The sequence below is a fragment of the Xanthomonas sacchari genome, assembly GCF_024266585.1.
In the GTDB taxonomy this organism is placed as follows: Bacteria; Pseudomonadota; Gammaproteobacteria; order Xanthomonadales; family Xanthomonadaceae; genus Xanthomonas_A; species Xanthomonas_A sacchari_C.
The window spans coordinates 393623-409980 of the sequence record NZ_CP100647.1 but is presented as its reverse complement, the minus strand read 5'-3'; the positions used below and the strand labels follow the sequence as shown (position 1 = coordinate 409980).

At 71.5% G+C, this 16358-nt stretch carries 11 protein-coding genes and 1 pseudogene; 7 read left to right on the top strand and 5 right to left on the bottom strand.

Annotated elements, in window-relative coordinates; genetic code table 11:
• Window positions 1-143 precede the first annotated feature (143 nt).
• Window positions 144-656: a hypothetical protein gene (locus tag NKJ47_RS01615; protein WP_254459836.1), complete on the bottom strand. Its 513-nt coding sequence runs from the start codon at window positions 654-656 to the stop codon at window positions 144-146.
• Between the two features lie 64 nt (window positions 657-720).
• The gene (trhA, locus tag NKJ47_RS01610; RefSeq protein ID WP_254459835.1) at window positions 721-1383 is read right to left on the bottom strand and encodes a PAQR family membrane homeostasis protein TrhA; all 663 of its coding nucleotides are present in this window, start codon (window positions 1381-1383) and stop codon (window positions 721-723) included.
• 277 nt (window positions 1384-1660) lie between these two features.
• Between trhA and NKJ47_RS01605 the strand changes: the two genes are divergently transcribed.
• The 4 genes from NKJ47_RS01605 to NKJ47_RS01590 all read left to right on the top strand — a co-directional run bounded on the left by NKJ47_RS01605 (window position 1661) and on the right by NKJ47_RS01590 (window position 6681).
• Window positions 1661-1996, top strand: coding sequence for a hypothetical protein (locus NKJ47_RS01605; RefSeq protein WP_254459834.1), 336 nt, complete (start codon window positions 1661-1663; stop codon window positions 1994-1996).
• A 2-nt stretch (window positions 1997-1998) separates the two neighbouring features.
• On the top strand, window positions 1999-2859 hold the full coding sequence (locus NKJ47_RS01600) for a DUF6973 domain-containing protein (protein ID WP_254459833.1): 861 nt from the start codon (window positions 1999-2001) through the stop codon (window positions 2857-2859).
• Between the two features lie 205 nt (window positions 2860-3064).
• Complete coding sequence (locus NKJ47_RS01595; protein WP_254459832.1) at window positions 3065-5578, top strand: DEAD/DEAH box helicase; 2514 nt, start codon at window positions 3065-3067, stop codon at window positions 5576-5578.
• Complete coding sequence (locus NKJ47_RS01590; protein ID WP_254459831.1) at window positions 5575-6681, top strand: ribonuclease H-like domain-containing protein; 1107 nt, start codon at window positions 5575-5577, stop codon at window positions 6679-6681. The genes NKJ47_RS01595 and NKJ47_RS01590 overlap by 4 nt, the downstream gene beginning before the upstream one ends.
• An 832-nt stretch (window positions 6682-7513) precedes the next feature.
• On the opposite strand, the pseudogene NKJ47_RS20795 reads toward NKJ47_RS01590, so the two are convergent.
• Together NKJ47_RS20795 and NKJ47_RS01580 are read right to left on the bottom strand one after the other, a co-directional pair.
• Window positions 7514-8800 (bottom strand): annotated as a pseudogene (locus tag NKJ47_RS20795) (M56 family metallopeptidase); the annotation flags it as partial.
• Window positions 8801-8803: 3 nt separating this feature from the next.
• Entirely contained in the window at window positions 8804-9190 is a 387-nt protein-coding gene (locus NKJ47_RS01580) for a BlaI/MecI/CopY family transcriptional regulator (RefSeq protein ID WP_254459829.1), read from the bottom strand.
• A gap of 624 nt (window positions 9191-9814) precedes the next feature.
• Here NKJ47_RS01580 and NKJ47_RS01575 point away from each other — a divergent pair.
• The 3 genes from NKJ47_RS01575 to ligD all read left to right on the top strand — a co-directional run bounded on the left by NKJ47_RS01575 (window position 9815) and on the right by ligD (window position 15200).
• Window positions 9815-12193 (top strand): TonB-dependent receptor, encoded by a 2379-nt coding sequence (locus tag NKJ47_RS01575; protein WP_254459828.1) that lies wholly within the window; start codon window positions 9815-9817, stop codon window positions 12191-12193.
• A 192-nt stretch (window positions 12194-12385) separates the two neighbouring features.
• Window positions 12386-12562 carry a DUF3606 domain-containing protein gene (locus NKJ47_RS01570; protein WP_160964736.1) on the top strand — a complete coding sequence of 59 codons (177 nt, stop codon included), beginning with the start codon at window positions 12386-12388 and terminating at the stop codon, window positions 12560-12562.
• A gap of 7 nt (window positions 12563-12569) precedes the next feature.
• The gene (ligD, locus tag NKJ47_RS01565; RefSeq protein ID WP_254459827.1) at window positions 12570-15200 is read left to right on the top strand and encodes a DNA ligase D; all 2631 of its coding nucleotides are present in this window, start codon (window positions 12570-12572) and stop codon (window positions 15198-15200) included.
• A 73-nt stretch (window positions 15201-15273) separates the two neighbouring features.
• Here the strand turns inward: ligD and NKJ47_RS01560 are convergent, their stop codons facing one another.
• Window positions 15274-16305, bottom strand: a complete 1032-nt coding sequence (locus tag NKJ47_RS01560; protein ID WP_254459826.1) for an SDR family oxidoreductase — start codon at window positions 16303-16305, stop codon at window positions 15274-15276.
• Window positions 16306-16358 lie beyond the last annotated feature (53 nt).

Genomic DNA, 16358 nt, shown 5'->3' with positions numbered 1-16358 from the left:
CGCTGACTCCGTGAAGCGACTCCCGATGCGCGGCTTCACCGTACGGCTGCCGCCCAACTAGCACGTTCACGGCGCAAGGTTGTCGCACCGCCGTTTTCGCCATCAAGCCTGGCCATGAGTCTGTCCGCTCCACGCGGCGCCTCTCACTGCCCCGCCGCGCAGCCCCCGCCCTGTTCCGCGCACACCTTCATGGCGCGTTGCAGTTCGGCCTCGGTCAGCTGCGGCGGCGGACGCGCAATGGCGGCCTGGACCTGGTCGGGGCCGCCGGTCAGCGCGTGCAGGCCCTTGGCGGCCTTGCCGGCCAGGTAGTAGACGCCGAGCGCGATGTAGCCGCCGCTCTGGCTGACCTGCTCCACCGAGGGCGGCGGCCGCCAGTCCTTGTCGAAGCGGTTGGGCGGTGGGGTCACCGGATTCTTGAACCGGTACAGGTCCAGCGGCTCGCCCTCGTCCGGCGGCAGCGCGCGCACTTCGCCGAGCGTCTGGATGTCGTCTTTGGCAGCGTCGGTGGTCGGCGGCGTGGCGACCGATGCCGCGGGCGGCGCAGCGGCATCGGTCGCAGGCGCGGCCTGTTGCGCCTGCGCCTGTACGCACGCCGCCAGCAACGCGACGGCCAGCACCGCGCGCAGGCGCCGGCCGATCGGATCCGCTGTGTCCATGCTGTCCATGGCGCCCGAGCTTACGGACGCGGCGCGGCCATCTCTAGCGCGCCCGCGCCGCCGTTCACGTCGGCGACAGCGGCCGCAGGCACAGCCAGATCGCGCACCAGTGCGCCAGTGCGCCGCCGAGCACGTGCGCATGCCAGATCGCGCGGTTGTAGAGCATCGACTTGCGCACGTAGAAGGCCACGCCCACCGTGTAGATCGCCCCGCCAGCGGCGATCAACCACAGCACCGGGGTGTCCAGCCCGGCCACGATCGGCTTGACCGCGACCATCCCGGCCCAGCCCAGCAACAGGTAGATCGCCACCCAGAAGCCCTTGGCGATGCCGGGCAGGAACAGCTTGGCGAACACCCCGAACAACGCCACGCCCCATACCGCCAGGGTCATCGACCAGACCCAGGCGCCGGACAGCGCCAGCACGAAGAACGGCGTGTAGGAGCCGGCGATCATCACGAAGATGCCCGCATGGTCGAGCTTGCGCAGCACCGGCTGGCGTTGCGGCGGGGCGAAGTTGTACGCCGCCGAGCAGGCGAACATGGTCAGCAGGCCCAGCGCGTAGATGCTGGTGGCCACGATCAGCGCGTCGTTGGCATGGGCGCGCCAGACCAGCAGCGCGCCGCCGACCACGGCCAGCAGCAGGCCGGCGGCGTGCACGAGCAGGTCGGCGCGGCGGGCGGCGGCGCGGCGGTAGTGCGGGACTGGCGGGGAAGTCGATGCGGGCAAGGCGATCTTCGGCACTTCGGGAAGGGCATGCCGTGGTGCTGGGGGACGCACAGGATACGCGTCCGGCCCCGTGCGCTGCAGCGCCGGCGCTTATCGGTCCCTGCACGCAGGTACGGCTGTACCGTCACCGTCGCGCATGGGCGCGATGCTTGAAGCCTTCACAGGGCCGGGTTTACATTCTGCCCGACCGATGGAAGGAGCCACGCCGATGACCGCGCCGCGACGGCTGTTGTCCCTCCTGCATCCTCTTCCGTTCGCCTTGCTTGCAGGATGTGCCATGACCGAGCCCCCTGTGTCCGAAGCCCAGTTCGCCCAGCGCGTCGAGACGCTGCTCGGTGGACGCGACGCGACGATCGTGGAAGCCGCCAAGCTGACCGATTTCCCCTGGACGTCGTTGTGCTTCGAGCGCCACGACACCCTGCAATTGAGGTTCAAGGACGATGCGCACGAACGCGTGCTGTCGTTGCCCTATACGCAGTTCTTCGTCGACGAGGCGCATGTGCCGCAGTCGCTGGAGGACGCATGCGTCACGCCCGATCAACGCATTCTCATCCGCAAGAAGTATCCCGATTACACAGGCCCGATCGAGTTCCTGAAGCCAGCGGAGCGCTGAGCATGGTCGACATCACCGATCCCAGGGGCGCCAAGCGCGAGATCGAGCAGGAAGCGTATCGGCACTATGAGCAGCTCAGCGGCGTCCATCTGGCGCGCCGCGCCGATGGCAGCATCCAGCCGCAGGGCCACAACGACGCGCTGGATGCGTTCCGTCATGCCTATACCAGCGGACGCGTCACCCAGATCGCCTTCGGCCAGCAATGGATCGCGCGCAAGTTCGGCAACGATGCCGAGATCGGCCCGGCCCATCGGAACGATCCCTACGAACACCGCATGGATCTGTGGAACAACGAGGCCGGCCGACGCATCGGCGACCGCACTGCCGGCGCCGACGCACTGGCTCGGGAGACCTACGCCGCGCTGCAGCGCGGCGACCTCGTGAAAGGACTGGACGATTCGCGGCTGAAGCAGCTCTATCCTGAAGATCCGCGTCTGACGTTGGCCGCGGGAGACCCGCAACGCGACCTCGTCGATCAGGCGGCCGTCGACCGGATCAATCGCGAGGTGGCCAAGCTGCAGGATCGGGCCCTGGACCGGTTTCCGCCGCACCATCCGGATCGCGCCTACTTCGATGCCTTGCGCGATCGCCTGCCTGGAAGCATCTCCGATGCGAAGGTGGCGCAGGCGCTCGTCGCCGCCAAGACCGCCGGTATCGCGCGGGTCGACCAGCTCGGGGCGGTGACGCTGCAAGAGGATCAGATCTTGATTGCAGGCCGGACGCCTGGATTTCGCGCGCAGGTGGACGCCCAGACCCAGGCACCGCCGATCCGCGACAGCGCGTCTCAGGCCGAACAGCAGCACGCCGTGCAGACCTACGAGCAAGCGCAGCATCCGACCCAGGGACAGGCGCGCGGCTACTAGCGGCCAACGCGCGCAGCGCGACCGCGCTGGCGCTACGTCGCAGCCAAGCGGCCCGCCCCTTGCCAATCCCCGGTCGCCCGGCAAACCGTCGCCGCGCAAGCACCCCGCCTGAATCCGCTCAGCCTGTGCGCCTCGCCTCGGCGGTCGCCGTCTCATACCCTGAGACGCGATTTCGCTTCCCTGTTCCGCTTTGAGAGCCGTGCCGATGCCCGCCCACGCCCTAGCCCCGCGCACCGAGGACGCCGAGCGCGCCCTGTCCACCACCGACGGGATGCCCTCGCGCGACGGCGCCCTGCTCAGCGCGCGGCTGGAGCGCCGCTACCACGACCGCATCACCGGCAGCTTCACCATTCCCGGCCAGGCCGGCCGCTACGCGCCGATCCCGGACGACGTGCCGCCGGCCCTGGCCGCCGCACTGCGCGAACGCGGCATCGCGCAGCTGTACAGCCACCAGGCCGAGGCCTGGGACGCCGCGCAGCGCGGCGAGCACGTGGCCATCGTCACCCCCACCGCCTCGGGCAAGTCGCTGTGCTACACGCTGCCGGTGGTGGCCGCGGCGATGACCGCGCAGGCCAAGGCGCTGTACCTGTTCCCGACCAAGGCGCTGGCGCAGGACCAGGTGGCCGAGCTGCTGGACCTCAACCGCGCCGGCGACCTGGGGGTGAAGGCCTTCACCTTCGACGGCGACACCCCGGGCGATGCGCGCCAGGCGATCCGCCTGCACGGCGACATCGTGGTCAGCAACCCGGACATGCTGCACCAGGCGATCCTGCCGCATCACACCAAGTGGGCGCAGTTCTTCGAGAACCTGCGCTACGTGGTGATCGACGAGATCCATACCTACCGCGGCGTGTTCGGCAGCCATGTCGCCAACGTGCTGCGCCGGCTCAAGCGCATCTGCGCGTTCTACGGGGCCACGCCGCAGTTCATCCTGTGCTCGGCCACCATCGGCAATCCGCGCGCGCACGCCGAGGCGCTGATCGAGCAGCGCGTGCACGCGATCACCGACTCCGGCGCGCCCAGCGGCGACAAGCACGTGCTGCTGTGGAATCCGCCGGTGGTCAACGCCGACCTGGGCCTGCGCGCTTCGGCGCGCTCGCAGAGCAACCGCATCGCCCGCATCGCGATCAAGTCCGGGCTCAAGACCCTGGTGTTCGCGCAGACCCGGCTGATGGTGGAGGTGCTGACCAAGTACCTGAAGGACATCTTCGACCACGACCCGCGCAAGCCGCCGCGCATCCGCGCCTACCGCGGCGGCTACCTGCCCAGCGAGCGCCGCGAAGCCGAGCGGGCGATGCGCGCCGGCAGTATCGACGGCATCGTCTCCACCTCGGCGCTGGAGCTGGGCGTGGACATCGGCGCGCTGGACGTGGTGGTGCTCAACGGCTATCCCGGCAGCGTCGCCGCCACCTGGCAGCGCTTCGGCCGCGCCGGGCGCCGCCAGCAGCCGGCGCTGGGCGTGCTGGTGGCCAGCTCGCAACCGCTGGACCAGTACGTGGTGCGGCACCCGGACTTCTTCGCCGACGCCTCGCCCGAACACGCCCGCATCGCCCCGGACCAGCCGCTGATCCTGTTCGACCACATCCGCTGCGCCGCGTTCGAACTGACCTTCGTCGCCGGCGAGGCGTTCGGTCCGGTGGACCCGGCGGTGTTCCTGGAGGCGCTGGCCGAGAGCGAGGTGGTGCACCAGGAAGGCGACCGCTGGGAGTGGATCGCCGACAGCTACCCGGCCAACGCGGTGAGCCTGCGCTCGGTGGCCGACGGCAACTTCGTGGTGGTGGACAAGACCGACGGCAAGCAGCAGATCATCGCCGAGGTGGACTATTCCGCCGCCGCGCTGACCCTGTACGAAGGCGCCATCCACATGGTGCAGAGCACGCCGTACCAGGTGGAAAAGCTGGACTGGGAAGGGCGCAAGGCCTACGTCACCCGCACCCACGTGGACTACTACACCGACAGCATCGACTTCACCAAGCTCAAGGTGCTGGACCGCTTCGACGGCGGCGCGGCCGGCCGCGGCGACGCGCACCACGGCGAGGTGCACGTGGTGCGGCGCGTGGCCGGCTACAAGAAGATCCGCTACTACACCCACGAGAACATCGGTTACGGCCCGGTCAACCTGCCCGACCAGGAGCTGCACACCACCGCGGTGTGGTGGCAGTTGCCGCAGGCCACCCTGCTCAAGGCGTTCGGCAGCAAGCAGGACGCGCTGGACGGCTTCCTTGGCGCGGCCTACGCGCTGCACGTGGTCGCCACGGTGGCGGTGATGGCCGACGCGCGCGACCTGCAGCAGGCGGTGGGCGACGGCGATGGCGCCTGGTTCGCGGTGGCCGACGCCAAGGGCCGCGGCCAGCTGCGCGGCGGCGACAGCGGCGAGCCGGCCAGCGTCGAACTGCAGCAGTTCGTGCCCACCGTGTACCTGTACGACAACTTCCCCGGCGGCGTCGGCCTGAGCGAGCCGTTGTGGCGGCGCCAGGCCGAACTGGTGCAGCGCGCGCGCGAACTGGTGCAGGGCTGCGACTGCGTGGCCGGCTGCCCGGCCTGCGTCGGCCCGGTGCTGGCCGCGCAGGAAGCCAGCGCGACCACGCCCAGGGCGCTGGCGCTGCGCGTGCTGCAGTTGTTGCTGGACGACCAGGACGATGCGGCGCTGGACGCGCACGGCGCGACCACCATCGCCACCGATGCCGATGCCGACGCGCTGCCGGAGTGGAGCGCATGAGCATCAGCCTGGAGCGCCTGCGCGCGCTGCGCCGGCAGGCCGGCGACGCCAGCGCCGAGCGCAGGCCGGCGTCCTCCGGCAGCGCCAGCGCGGCCGACGCGCCTCGCGCCTCGCGCACGGACGCGGTCGCGGTCGCGGCGGCGCCCACGCAGGCACCGCGGCAGGCAGCGGCACAACCGCGCGCCGTCGCAGCGCCTGCCGCCGCGACGGCGGCGGCAGGCAGTCGCGCCACTCCCGCGCGCGGCGGCACCGACACCGCCGTGGCGCCGCCCATCGCCATCGCCCCATTCGACCGCGGTGGGACCGATGTGTCTGCGCTGCGGCGCCTGCTCGGCCTGCGCGAGCGTGCCGTCGCGCCCGCGGCGGCGGCCGCACGCAAGCCGGCGGCGGCGCCGGACCGGCATCTGCCCGGCGTGGAGATCGCCCCCGGCCTGCACCTGATCGAGGCGTTCCTGCCGCAGCCGGTTCCGGCCGGCGCGCTGTCGCTGGCCTTCGCCCGCCGCGAGGACGCGGTGGCGCCGACCGACCTGCTGTTCTTCGACACCGAGACCACCGGCCTGGCCGGCGGCACCGGCACTCGCGCCTTCATGATCGGCGCGGCCGACTGGACCGTGCATCCGGCCGATGGCCCGGGCCTGCGCATCCGCCAGTTGCTGATGGCCACGATGGGCGCGGAGAAGGCGATGCTGGAGGCGTTCCGCGCCTGGCTGCGGCCAGGCACGGTGCTGTCCAGCTACAACGGCCGCTGCTACGACGCGCCGTTGCTGAAGACCCGCTACCGGCTGGCGCGCTGCGCCGATCCGCTGTCGGCGCTGGACCACGTGGACCTGCTGCATCCCACCCGCCGCCGCTACCGCGGCACCTGGGAGAACTGCAAGCTCGCCACCATCGAGCGGCAGTTGCTGCGCGTGGTGCGCGAGGACGACCTGCCCGGTGCCGAAGCGCCGGCGGCGTGGCTGGGCTACCTGCGCGGCGGCAGCGCGCGCAACCTGCGCCGCGTCGCCGCGCACAACCACCAGGACGTGGTCACGCTGGCGCTGCTGCTGCAGCGCCTGGTCGCCGCCGAGGCCGAAGAGCGTGCGCTGGCGGCTGCTTCGGCGTAGTCGCTGCACGTAGCCGGCGGAATCACTCCAGCCGTTGCGCGCTGCCGGCGGCGATGGCGGCGTCGAACAGGCGGTCGACCTCGCGATCGACCTGCATGCTCAATTCGCCCTGCCGCGAGCCCAGCTCGCCCTGCTGCCGGCCCAGCGCAGCCTGCTGTTCGCCGAGGACGCGCATCTTCGCCGACAGCGCGTCCTGCCGCCGCGCCAGTTCGGCCTGGGCGCGCTCCTGCGCCTTGGCGTCGATGGCGTCCATGTCGATGCGCTTCAGCGCCAGCGCCGCGGTCTCCTGCGCCAGCTTGCCCTGTTCGCGACCCAGCTCTCCCTGCTCGCGGCCCAGTGCCCCCTGGCGCTTGCCGAGTTCGCCCTGCTGGACGCCCAGTTTGCCCATCGGCTCGAACAGCGCGTCGAAACGGGCCAGCAGCGCAGGATCGCGCACCACGTAGTTGCGCTCGCCGCGGCTGAACCACAAGCCGTCGCTGCCGACCTCAGCCTTCGCGGTCGCCAGATCGCTGTTGCTGCCGCGCATCGTCGTGCTGTTGCCCTTGATCCGGACGTACGATCGTTCGATCTGGCCGTTGCGGGTCTTCTGCATCGACCGGGTGCTGATCCCCGAAGCGATCACCGGCGGCACGGCCGGGACCGCAGGCGCCGGCGGCGCAAGCGGCGCGGGCGGCGGCAATGGCGCCAGCGGTGGCGGCGCACGCCGCGACGTCGCGGAGGTGGCCGACGACGCCGTGGTGGCCGTACGCGGCGGCAGGGGCGTCCCGGGCACGTTGGCGGCGCGGGCGGCGGCGCCGTTGTCCCCGGCGCCGTTATCCACTGCCGTGTCGTTGTCTGCGTCGGCGGCATCGGCGGCGTCGGCCGCCTGCTCCGCTGCCTCGGCGGCCGCATCGGCAGCGGTCTCGGCGGCTGTCTCGGCGGCTTCGGCTGCCGCATCGGCGGCGGCTTCGGCCTGGGCTTCGCCCGGCGCCAGTGCGCGGGCGGAACCCGGCTTGGCAGTGGGCGCAACGGGATGGCCGGGCTGTGCCACCAGGCGTAGCGGTGCCACGCCGAGCACGGTCACCGCGGTCAGGATCAGGGCCGCGCCCAGGCGCGGAAAAGCGGACGTGGTCTGCAGCATCTGCAATCTCCGTTTGAGGCTCAGGAAGGTCGGCGAAGCGCTGGCCAGGCCAGCGCTGGGCCGCGGTGCCACGCCCAGCTGCACCAGCAGCCGCGCGTAGTCGTGACGGCAATGGCGGTGACCTGCGACCACCGCCGCATCGCAGGCCGCCTCGCGGGCCAGGGCGTACTCGCGCCCGGCCAGGTGCACCAGCGGATGGAAGAAGAACAGGTGCTGCGCCAGCGCCGGCAGCAGCCCCCACCACAGGTCGCGGCGCTGCAGGTGCACCAGTTCGTGGGTCAGCGCCATGTCCAGATCGTCGGCGCGCAGGCTGGCCATGCGCCGCGCCGGCAGCAGCAGCACCGGCCGCCACGGCCCGATCAGCTGCGGCGAATCGGTGTGCGCACACAGCCGCAGCTGCGGCGGCCGGCGCAGGCCGTGGGCCTCGGCCGCCAGGCGCAGCGCGCCGAGCAGGGCGGCGTCGGTGCACGGCGCCGCCGCGCGGGCACGCTGGCGGCTGCGGCGGTAGGCCAGGACGCTGTGCGCACTGCAGACCAGCACCCCGGCAAGCCACAGCGCCACCAGCGCCTGCGCCCAGGGCAAGGCCGCGGCGGAGGCCGGGGCCGACGGCACGGCGATCGGAGACATGGCGGTGGCGACCGTGGCGTTGACGTTGACCTGCATGGCGGCCCGGGTTGCCCCGGTCGCGGTCGCAGTCGGCATCGTGTCGCGTGAGGCCGGCGTTGGCAGCGTGGCGACCATCGCCACCGGTGCGGCGACCGTCGCCGACGCCGGCGTGGCGGGCAGCACCGGCAAGTGCACCGCACCGGCCCACAGCAGGCCGAGCACGCCCTGCGCCGCGACCAGCCACCACAGCCGGCAGCGCGTGGCCGCCGGCAGGGTCGGCAGCCAGCGGCACAGCGCCCAGATCAGCGCGACCAGCACCACCGTCTGCACGCTGGTCGCCAGCAGCCGCGACAGCAGGCCTTCGAACACGTCCGTCCCCAACAGGCTGTGCATGGCTCAGTCCTCCCGCCGTTGCGATTGCAGTTTGGCCACCAGGGCCTCCAGTTCGGCCAGTTCCGCGTCGCTGACCTCGGCGCGCTGCGACATCCACGCCACGAACGGCGATACCGAGCCCTGCAGGGTCTTCTCGACAAAGCTGCCGACCGCGCTGCGCACCACGTCGTCCTGGCCGCTGGTGGCGGCGTAGCGGTACACCCCCTGCACCTGGCGGCGGCGCAGATAGGCCTTGGCGCGCAGGCGCTCCATCATCGTCAGCACCGTCGAGCGCGCCAGCCCGCGCGCCTCGCCGAACCCGGCGGCGACCTCGCCGACGCTGGCATCGCCCTGTTCGGCGATGTACTGCAGCAGGGCCAGTTCCTGATCCCCGATCGATTTGCGGCGCATCCGTCCACTCCGATGACTACACGTGTCGGCAAAACTACCCGTGACGACAGGTGTCGTCAATAGGTCGCAGGTCATGGGGCCGGCGGTCGGCGCCAGGCCTGACGCTGGCGTCCGTCCGCGCGGCCGGCAGCGCCCATCGCATGCCGGCGGATGCCGGTTCCGGCCGGGGCATTCGGTCGTCCATGCCGCGCGCACGCGTGCGGCGCGAAGTCCGCACCCATCGCCACCATGCACGCAGTCGCGGTAGACGCGCGCTGCGATCCGACGCTGTTCGTGCAGCCACACGCACGCCCTATACCCAGGTATCGCCGCACATGCGCGTGGCAGGCAGGGCTGTACCAACGCGCAATGGTGCAAGCGCACATGCGATGCAAGAATTTCCTGCATCGCTTCACGCCGCTGTCGTCACCTCGGGAAGCGCGCTGTCGCGCGGATGTGCCGTTCGCCTCCGCCGATCCGGAGCGGGCCGCCGCCGCGCGCCATCGCCGTGATCCGCGCCGCACCGCGGCGCCCTGCCATCGCAAACACACAGCCAGCCGGACGCCGCCGCGCAGCGGCGGTCCTGCGCTGGGCGCGTGTCTGCGCCACCTCACCCACTCCACGCCGGATCCGACCATGACCGCGATGTCCTCCCGCCTCCACGCCGCCCTGCCGCCGTCCGCACCGCATCGTTCCCCGCGGGCGTGCACGCCGTCGTTGTTGTCCGCAACGCTGGGCGCCTGCCTCGCCGCCGCCTCTGCGCACGCCGCGGAGGCGGCCGCCAGCGTCGACGCCGACGGCGCGCCGACCACGCTGTCCGCGCTGGACGTAGTGGCCTCGCCGCATGCGGCCGCGGTGGCGCCCACCCAGGTGGTCGGCCCGAACCGCTATGTCATCAATGCCGGCGACATGGACGCCGACATCGTCGGCAGCAACGGCCTGGCGCGGCTGAAGACCGTGCCCGGCGCCAGCTATACCGCCACCGATGGCCTGGGCCTGGACGTCTCGGCCACCAGCCTGTTCGTGCGCGGCTTTCGCATGAACGAAATGGGCATCACCTTCGAAGGCGTGCCGTTGAACGACAGCGGTTTCCTGTCCTTGACCGGGACCAGCGTGGTCAACGTCGGCGTGCCCGATGCGATCGGCAGCATCACCGTCAGCCCGGGCGCGGCACCGGTGAGCGTGTTCTCCAGCAGCGCCAACGGCGGGGCGCTGGAGTATCGCCTGGGCGATCCCAAGGACATGCCCGGCCTGCGCCTGAAGCAAGGGCTGGGCAGCGACGCGACCCGGGTCACCACGGTCTCCGCGCAGAGCGGGCAGCTCGGCGCCGATGGCCCGAAGGTGCAGGTCGACCTGCAGCGGCTGGGCGCCGACAAGTACCAGGGCGGCGGCACCCAGCGCTTCCTGCGCGGCGACCTGAAGGCGACGCAGGACGTGGCCTGGGGCACGTTCACGCTGTTCCTGTCCGCCAGCCATGCGGCGATGTGGGGCTACAACAACCTGTCCTTCGACATGCTCGGCAAGCTCGGCTGGCGCGCCGACATCTTCTATCCCGACTACGCCAGGGCCTATGCCGTCGCCCTGCCGCAGAACGCCGGCGCCTCCTGCGGCGCCTATACATGCGGCACGCTGGCCGGGCTGTTGCCGTACGACACCGGCCAGGTCACCGACGACCGCATCGCCTCGCTCGCGCACGATTTCCGTGTCTCCGACGCGCTCAGCGGACGCGTGCAGGTCTACGGCGCACGCAGCCGCACCCACGCCACGCTGAGCGATCCGACCACGCCCTCGCCCAACGGTGCGCCGTTCTCCGAGCAGGTGCAGGCGCCGCACCTGCAACGCACCGGCGGCCTGCTCACCCTGACCTACCTGCACGGCCGGCACACGCTCAGCGCCGGCCTCTGGCAGGAGCAAAGCAACGCCGACGCGGCGACCGCGTGGTACGCCGAGCCGCTGCTGGGGCAGGGCCGGCCGCTGCGCACCACCGGGCCGTGGGACACGTACGGCCCGGCGTTCAAGACCGACAACGTCTCGCACTGGACGACCCGCGCGCGCCAGGCCTACGTGCACGACGACATCGCGCTGAGCGACACCCTGGTGCTGGGCCTGGGCGCCAAGGCGGTGGATTTCCGCACCAGCGGCGGCGGTGTCGGCGATGCGCCGGACCGGCCGGCGGCCGGCATGCTGCGCGCCAAGAGCACGTTCCTGCCGCACCTGTCGCTGTTCTGGAGCCCGACCGCGCAGACCGATGGCTTCATCGACCTGGGCAGCGCGATGAACGGCTACCGCGTCGCCCAGCGCGGCAACATCGGCTACACCGCCTCGGCCTGGACCGTTCCCGACCAGGTCACCTTCGATCGCCTGGCCGGCCACCTGCAGCCGGAGCAGGACTGGAACCTCACCCTCGGCGGCACCCATCGCTTCGACCGCGCCACCGTCACCGCGGACGTGTTCTACGGCGACATCCGCCATCGCCTGCTGTCGGCCGCCGTCGGCACCCAGTTCGCGCAGGTCAATACCGTGCAGGTGATGCCGAAGATGCACACGTTCGGCGCCGACCTCGGCGTGACCGTCGACCTGACGCCGCACCTGCAGTTCTACCAGGGCGTGGCGCTGGCGCGCTCGGTCTACGACCGCGCCATCGTCGTCGATGGCAGCGTCTATCCGATCCAGGGCAAGGCGCAGCCGGGCTATCCGCAAGTGTCGCTGGTCAGCGACCTGTCGGCGCATCTGCGCCACTGGCGGCTCGGCGCCACCAGCACCGAATACCTGCATCAGCCCTTCACCTACGAGAACGACCTGCGCGTGCCGGCGTTCTGGCAGGTCAACGCGTACACGGCCTACACGCTGGGCCAGGACAGCCCGCTGCCGGGCCTGGAACTGCGCCTGGACGTGAGCAACCTGCTCGACCGCCACAACATCGGCACCGCCAACATCGCCGGCTCGGCGTTCGCCGGCGACTACCAGACGCTGCAACGCAGCGCGCCGCGGCAAGTGCTGTTCAGCACGTCGCTGGCGTTCTGAGCATCAGCACAGGTGCGCCCGCCGGCGGGCGCGCTTGCATGCGGCCCACACGGCGTTCACGTCGGTGCCACGCTGGCGCGACTAGAAGTTTGCGCAACGGTCCGCCGACGCATGCCGCGTCCGTCGGCTTCGCCGCCGCGCTGCGGCGCGCCCTCCACGACCGCAGCGGCTTCTGGACGACAGGACATCGGTATGAGCGACGACACCCGCAACACCGGTTCGCCGGACCGCGACCGCATCAACCTCCACGAAGACTACGAAGTGCGTTACTGGACGCAGGCGCTGGGCGTGTCCGCCGAGGAACTGCGCGCCGCGGTGCAGGCGGTGGGCAGCAGCGCCGCGGCGGTCCGCGCGCACCTGCGCAAGTAGCCCCGGCATGAGCCTGGCCGACTACCGCCGCAAGCGCCGCTTCGACAAGACCCGCGAGCCGGAGCCCGGCAAGCCGGCGCCGGCGGGGCAGCGGCCGATCTTCGTCGTGCAGCTGCACCATGCCAGCCGCCGCCATTACGACTTCCGCCTGCAAGTCGGCGATGCGCTGAAGAGCTGGGCGGTGCCGAAGGGGCCGAGCTACGACCCCAAGGTCAAGCGCATGGCGGTGGAGGTGGAAGACCATCCGCTGGACTACGCCACGTTCGAGGGCGAGATCCCGCAGGGCGAGTACGGCGGCGGCCATGTCGCCCAGTTCGATCGCGGCGTATGGAGCAGCGCGGACGACCCGGAAGCGCAACTGGCCAAGGGCCATCTGCGCTTCGAACTGTTCGGCGACAAGCTCAAGGGCGGCTGGCACCTGGTGCGCTCGGGCAAGCCGGCGCGGCAACCGCAGTGGCTGCTGTTCAAGGACGACGATGCCTTCGCCGGCGACCTGGAGGCGGACGACCTGCTGACCGGCGTCACCGCGGCACCGGCGCAGGACGTCAAGCGCGCCGGCGCCGGCAAACCGAACAAGCGCAAGGCCACGGTCGTCGCCGCACCGGCGCGCAAGGGCCGCCGGCCGAACTGGGCCCGGCTGGCCCAGGCGCTGCCGGGCGCGGTGCCGGCCGCGGCACCGGACGGGCCGTTCGCCCCGCAGCTGGCCCGGCTCGGCGACGCACCGCCGCGAGGCGCGCAGTGGATCCACGAGATCAAGTGGGACGGCTACCGGATCCTGGTCACCGTCGCCGACGGCGCGGTGCGGCTGTGGTCGCGCAACGCGATCGAGTGGACCGACAAGATTCCCGAGATCCGCGACGCCATCGCCGCGCTCGGCCTGCGCGCGGCGGCGCTGGACGGCGAACTGATCGCCGGCAAGGGGACAAAAGAGGACTTCAACCTGCTGCAGGCGGTGTTGTCCGGCGAGCGCCAGGGCACGCTGGCGCTGGCCTTGTTCGACCTGCTGCACCTGGACGGCATCGACATCGCCGCCGCACCGCTGGCCGAGCGCAAGGCGCTGCTGCAGCGGCTGCTGCAGGGCGCCGATGCGCACCTGGCCTTCAGCTCGCACATCGACGGCGATGGCGACGCCGCGTTCCAGCTCGCCGGCGCGCAGCACTTCGAGGGCATCGTCTCCAAGCGCGCCGACCGCGGTTACCACGGCGGCCGCAGCGACGACTGGCGCAAGACCAAGCAACTGCGCTCGGACGAATTCGCGGTGGTCGGCTACACCGCGCCCAAGGGCAGCCGCAGCGGCTTCGGTGCGCTGCTGCTGGCGCGGCCCGATCCCGAGCACGGCTGGCTGTACGCCGGACGGGTCGGCTCCGGCTTCTCCGATGCGCTGCTGCGCGAACTGAGCGCGCTGATCGGCAAGGCCGGCAGCGCCACACCCAGCGTGCACGTGCCGACCACCGAGACCGACCTGCGCAGCGCGCGCTGGTTCGCGCCGCGCTTCGTGGTGGAAGTGTTCTACCGCGGCATCGGCGGGCAGCAGTTGCTGCGCCAGGCCTCGCTGAAGGCGGTGCGCCCGGACAAGGACATCGCCGACCTCGGCAGCGTGGGCGACGCGCCGGCACCACGCGCAGCGGCGGCGAGGGCGACGCCGCCGGCCAGCAAAGCCAGGACGGACAAAACGGCCAAGGCGACCAAAGCGGCAAAGGAGGTCGACGCGAAGGCCGCCGGCGCCAAACGTGGCAAGCGCGGCGTGGCGGCTGCCGGCAGCGCGCGCACGCCGCCGGCGCTGTCCAGCCCGGGCCGGGTCGTGTTCCCCGACATCGGCGCGACCAAGCGCGAGGTCTGGGACTACTACAGCGCGGTGATGGACCACCTGCTGCCGGAAATCGCCGGCCGCCCGCTGTCGATCATCCGCTGTCCGGGCGGTGCCGAGCGCCCGTGCTTCTTCCAGAAGCACCACACCGCCGGATTGGAGCTGGTGTCGTCGGTGCGCTTGAAGGAGGAGAGCGGCACCCAGGCCGAGTATCTGGTGGTCGAGGACGCCGCCGGGCTGCTGGAGCTGGTGCAGTTCAACGCACTGGAGTTCCACCCGTGGGGCGCGCATGCCGCGCACCCGGAGCGTGCCGACCGCGTGGTGTTCGACCTGGACCCGGGGCCGGACGTGCCCTTCGCCGAGGTCAAGCGCGCGGCCACCGACATCCGCAAGCTGCTCGCGCAACTGGACCTGGAGTCGTTCCTGCGCGTGTCCGGCGGCAAGGGCCTGCATGTGGTGGTGCCGCTGGCGCCGGGCTGCGACTGGGACCTCACCAAGCGCTTCGCGCACGGCTTCGCCGACGCGCTGGCGCAGTCGCAACCGGAACGCTTCCTCGCCACCGCCAGCAAGCGCCTGCGCAACCAGCGCATCTTCGTCGACTACCTGCGCAACGGCCGCGGCGCCACCGCGGTGGCCTCGTACTCGCTACGCGCGCGCGCAGGCGCACCGGTGGCGATGCCGCTGGCCTGGAACGACCTGCCCAAGCTGCACCGCGCCGACGCCTTCAAGCTGCGCGACGTGCCGGCCAAATTGAAGCGGCGACGCAAGGATCCCTGGGCCGGCATCGACGCGCTGAAGCAGAACCTGTCGCGCTGGGCCAAAGCGGAGTAAGTGAAGCCCCTCTCCCCCCGGGAGAGGGGTTGGGGTGAGGGTCCGGGCGCCAGAACACCCTACCGACAGCCCCTCACCCCGTCGGCCCTCCCATCACCGGCAGGATCGCGCCATTGATGTAGCTGGCGGTAATGGGCGATGCCAGGAACACGTACGCCGGCGACAATTCCTCCGGCTGCGCCGGGCGCCCCATCGGGTTCTGCTTGCCGAACTCGGCGACCTGCTCGGCGGGCTTGTCGGCGGGATTGAGCGGCGTCCATACCGGCCCCGGCGCGACCGCGTTGACGCGGATGCCGCGCGGCTGCAACTGGCTGGCCAGGGCCATGGTGAAGGCGTGGATCGCGCCCTTGGTCGCCGAATAATCCAGCAGCGACTTGCTGCCGAACAATCCGGTCTCCGAACCGCTGTTGACGATCGCCGAACCGCGCTTGAGATGCGGCAGCGCCGCGCGCGCCATATGGAAATAGCCAGCGATGTTGGTCTGCAGGGTCTCCTGCAGATGCTCCTCGCGCAGGTCCTCCAACGCATCGCAATGTAGCTGGAAGGCGGCGTTGTTGACCAGCACGTCGAGCCCGCCGAAGGCGCGCACGGTCTGCGCCACCGCGTCTTCGCAGAACGCCGGGTCCTTCACGTCGCCGGCGATGGTGATGCAGCGGCGGCCTTCGTGCTCCACGTGCTGGCGGGTGACCTGCGCATCCGCGTGTTCGTCCAGGTACAGCACTGCCACATCCGCACCCTCGCGCGCGAACAGCACCGCCACCGCGCGGCCGATGCCCGAGTCGGCGCCGGTCACGATCGCGCTCATGCCGCGCAGCTTGCCGCTGCCCACGTACTCCGGCGCCTCGAAGCGCGGCGGCAGCGTCAGGTCGTGTTCGTTGCCCGGCTTGGCCAGGTGCTGCTTGGGCATGCGCTGCGGCTGCTTGCGCGGTCCGGCCTGGCCGGCATCGCCGCGCTTCGCGCGCTTGGGCGTGGGCTTGGCGTCGCCCGCATCGACCGCGCGCTGCAGCGCGCGCTGCCGCTGCGCGGTCTTGGCGCTGGACGACGGGGTGGCGCTGCGCTTGGTCGGGGCGGACGGGGTGGCGGCGGGACGCTTGCGGGAGGCCATCGGCAGTACTCCGGTGTCGGGAGGAGGACGCGGAGGACGCAGCCCTCCTCGAA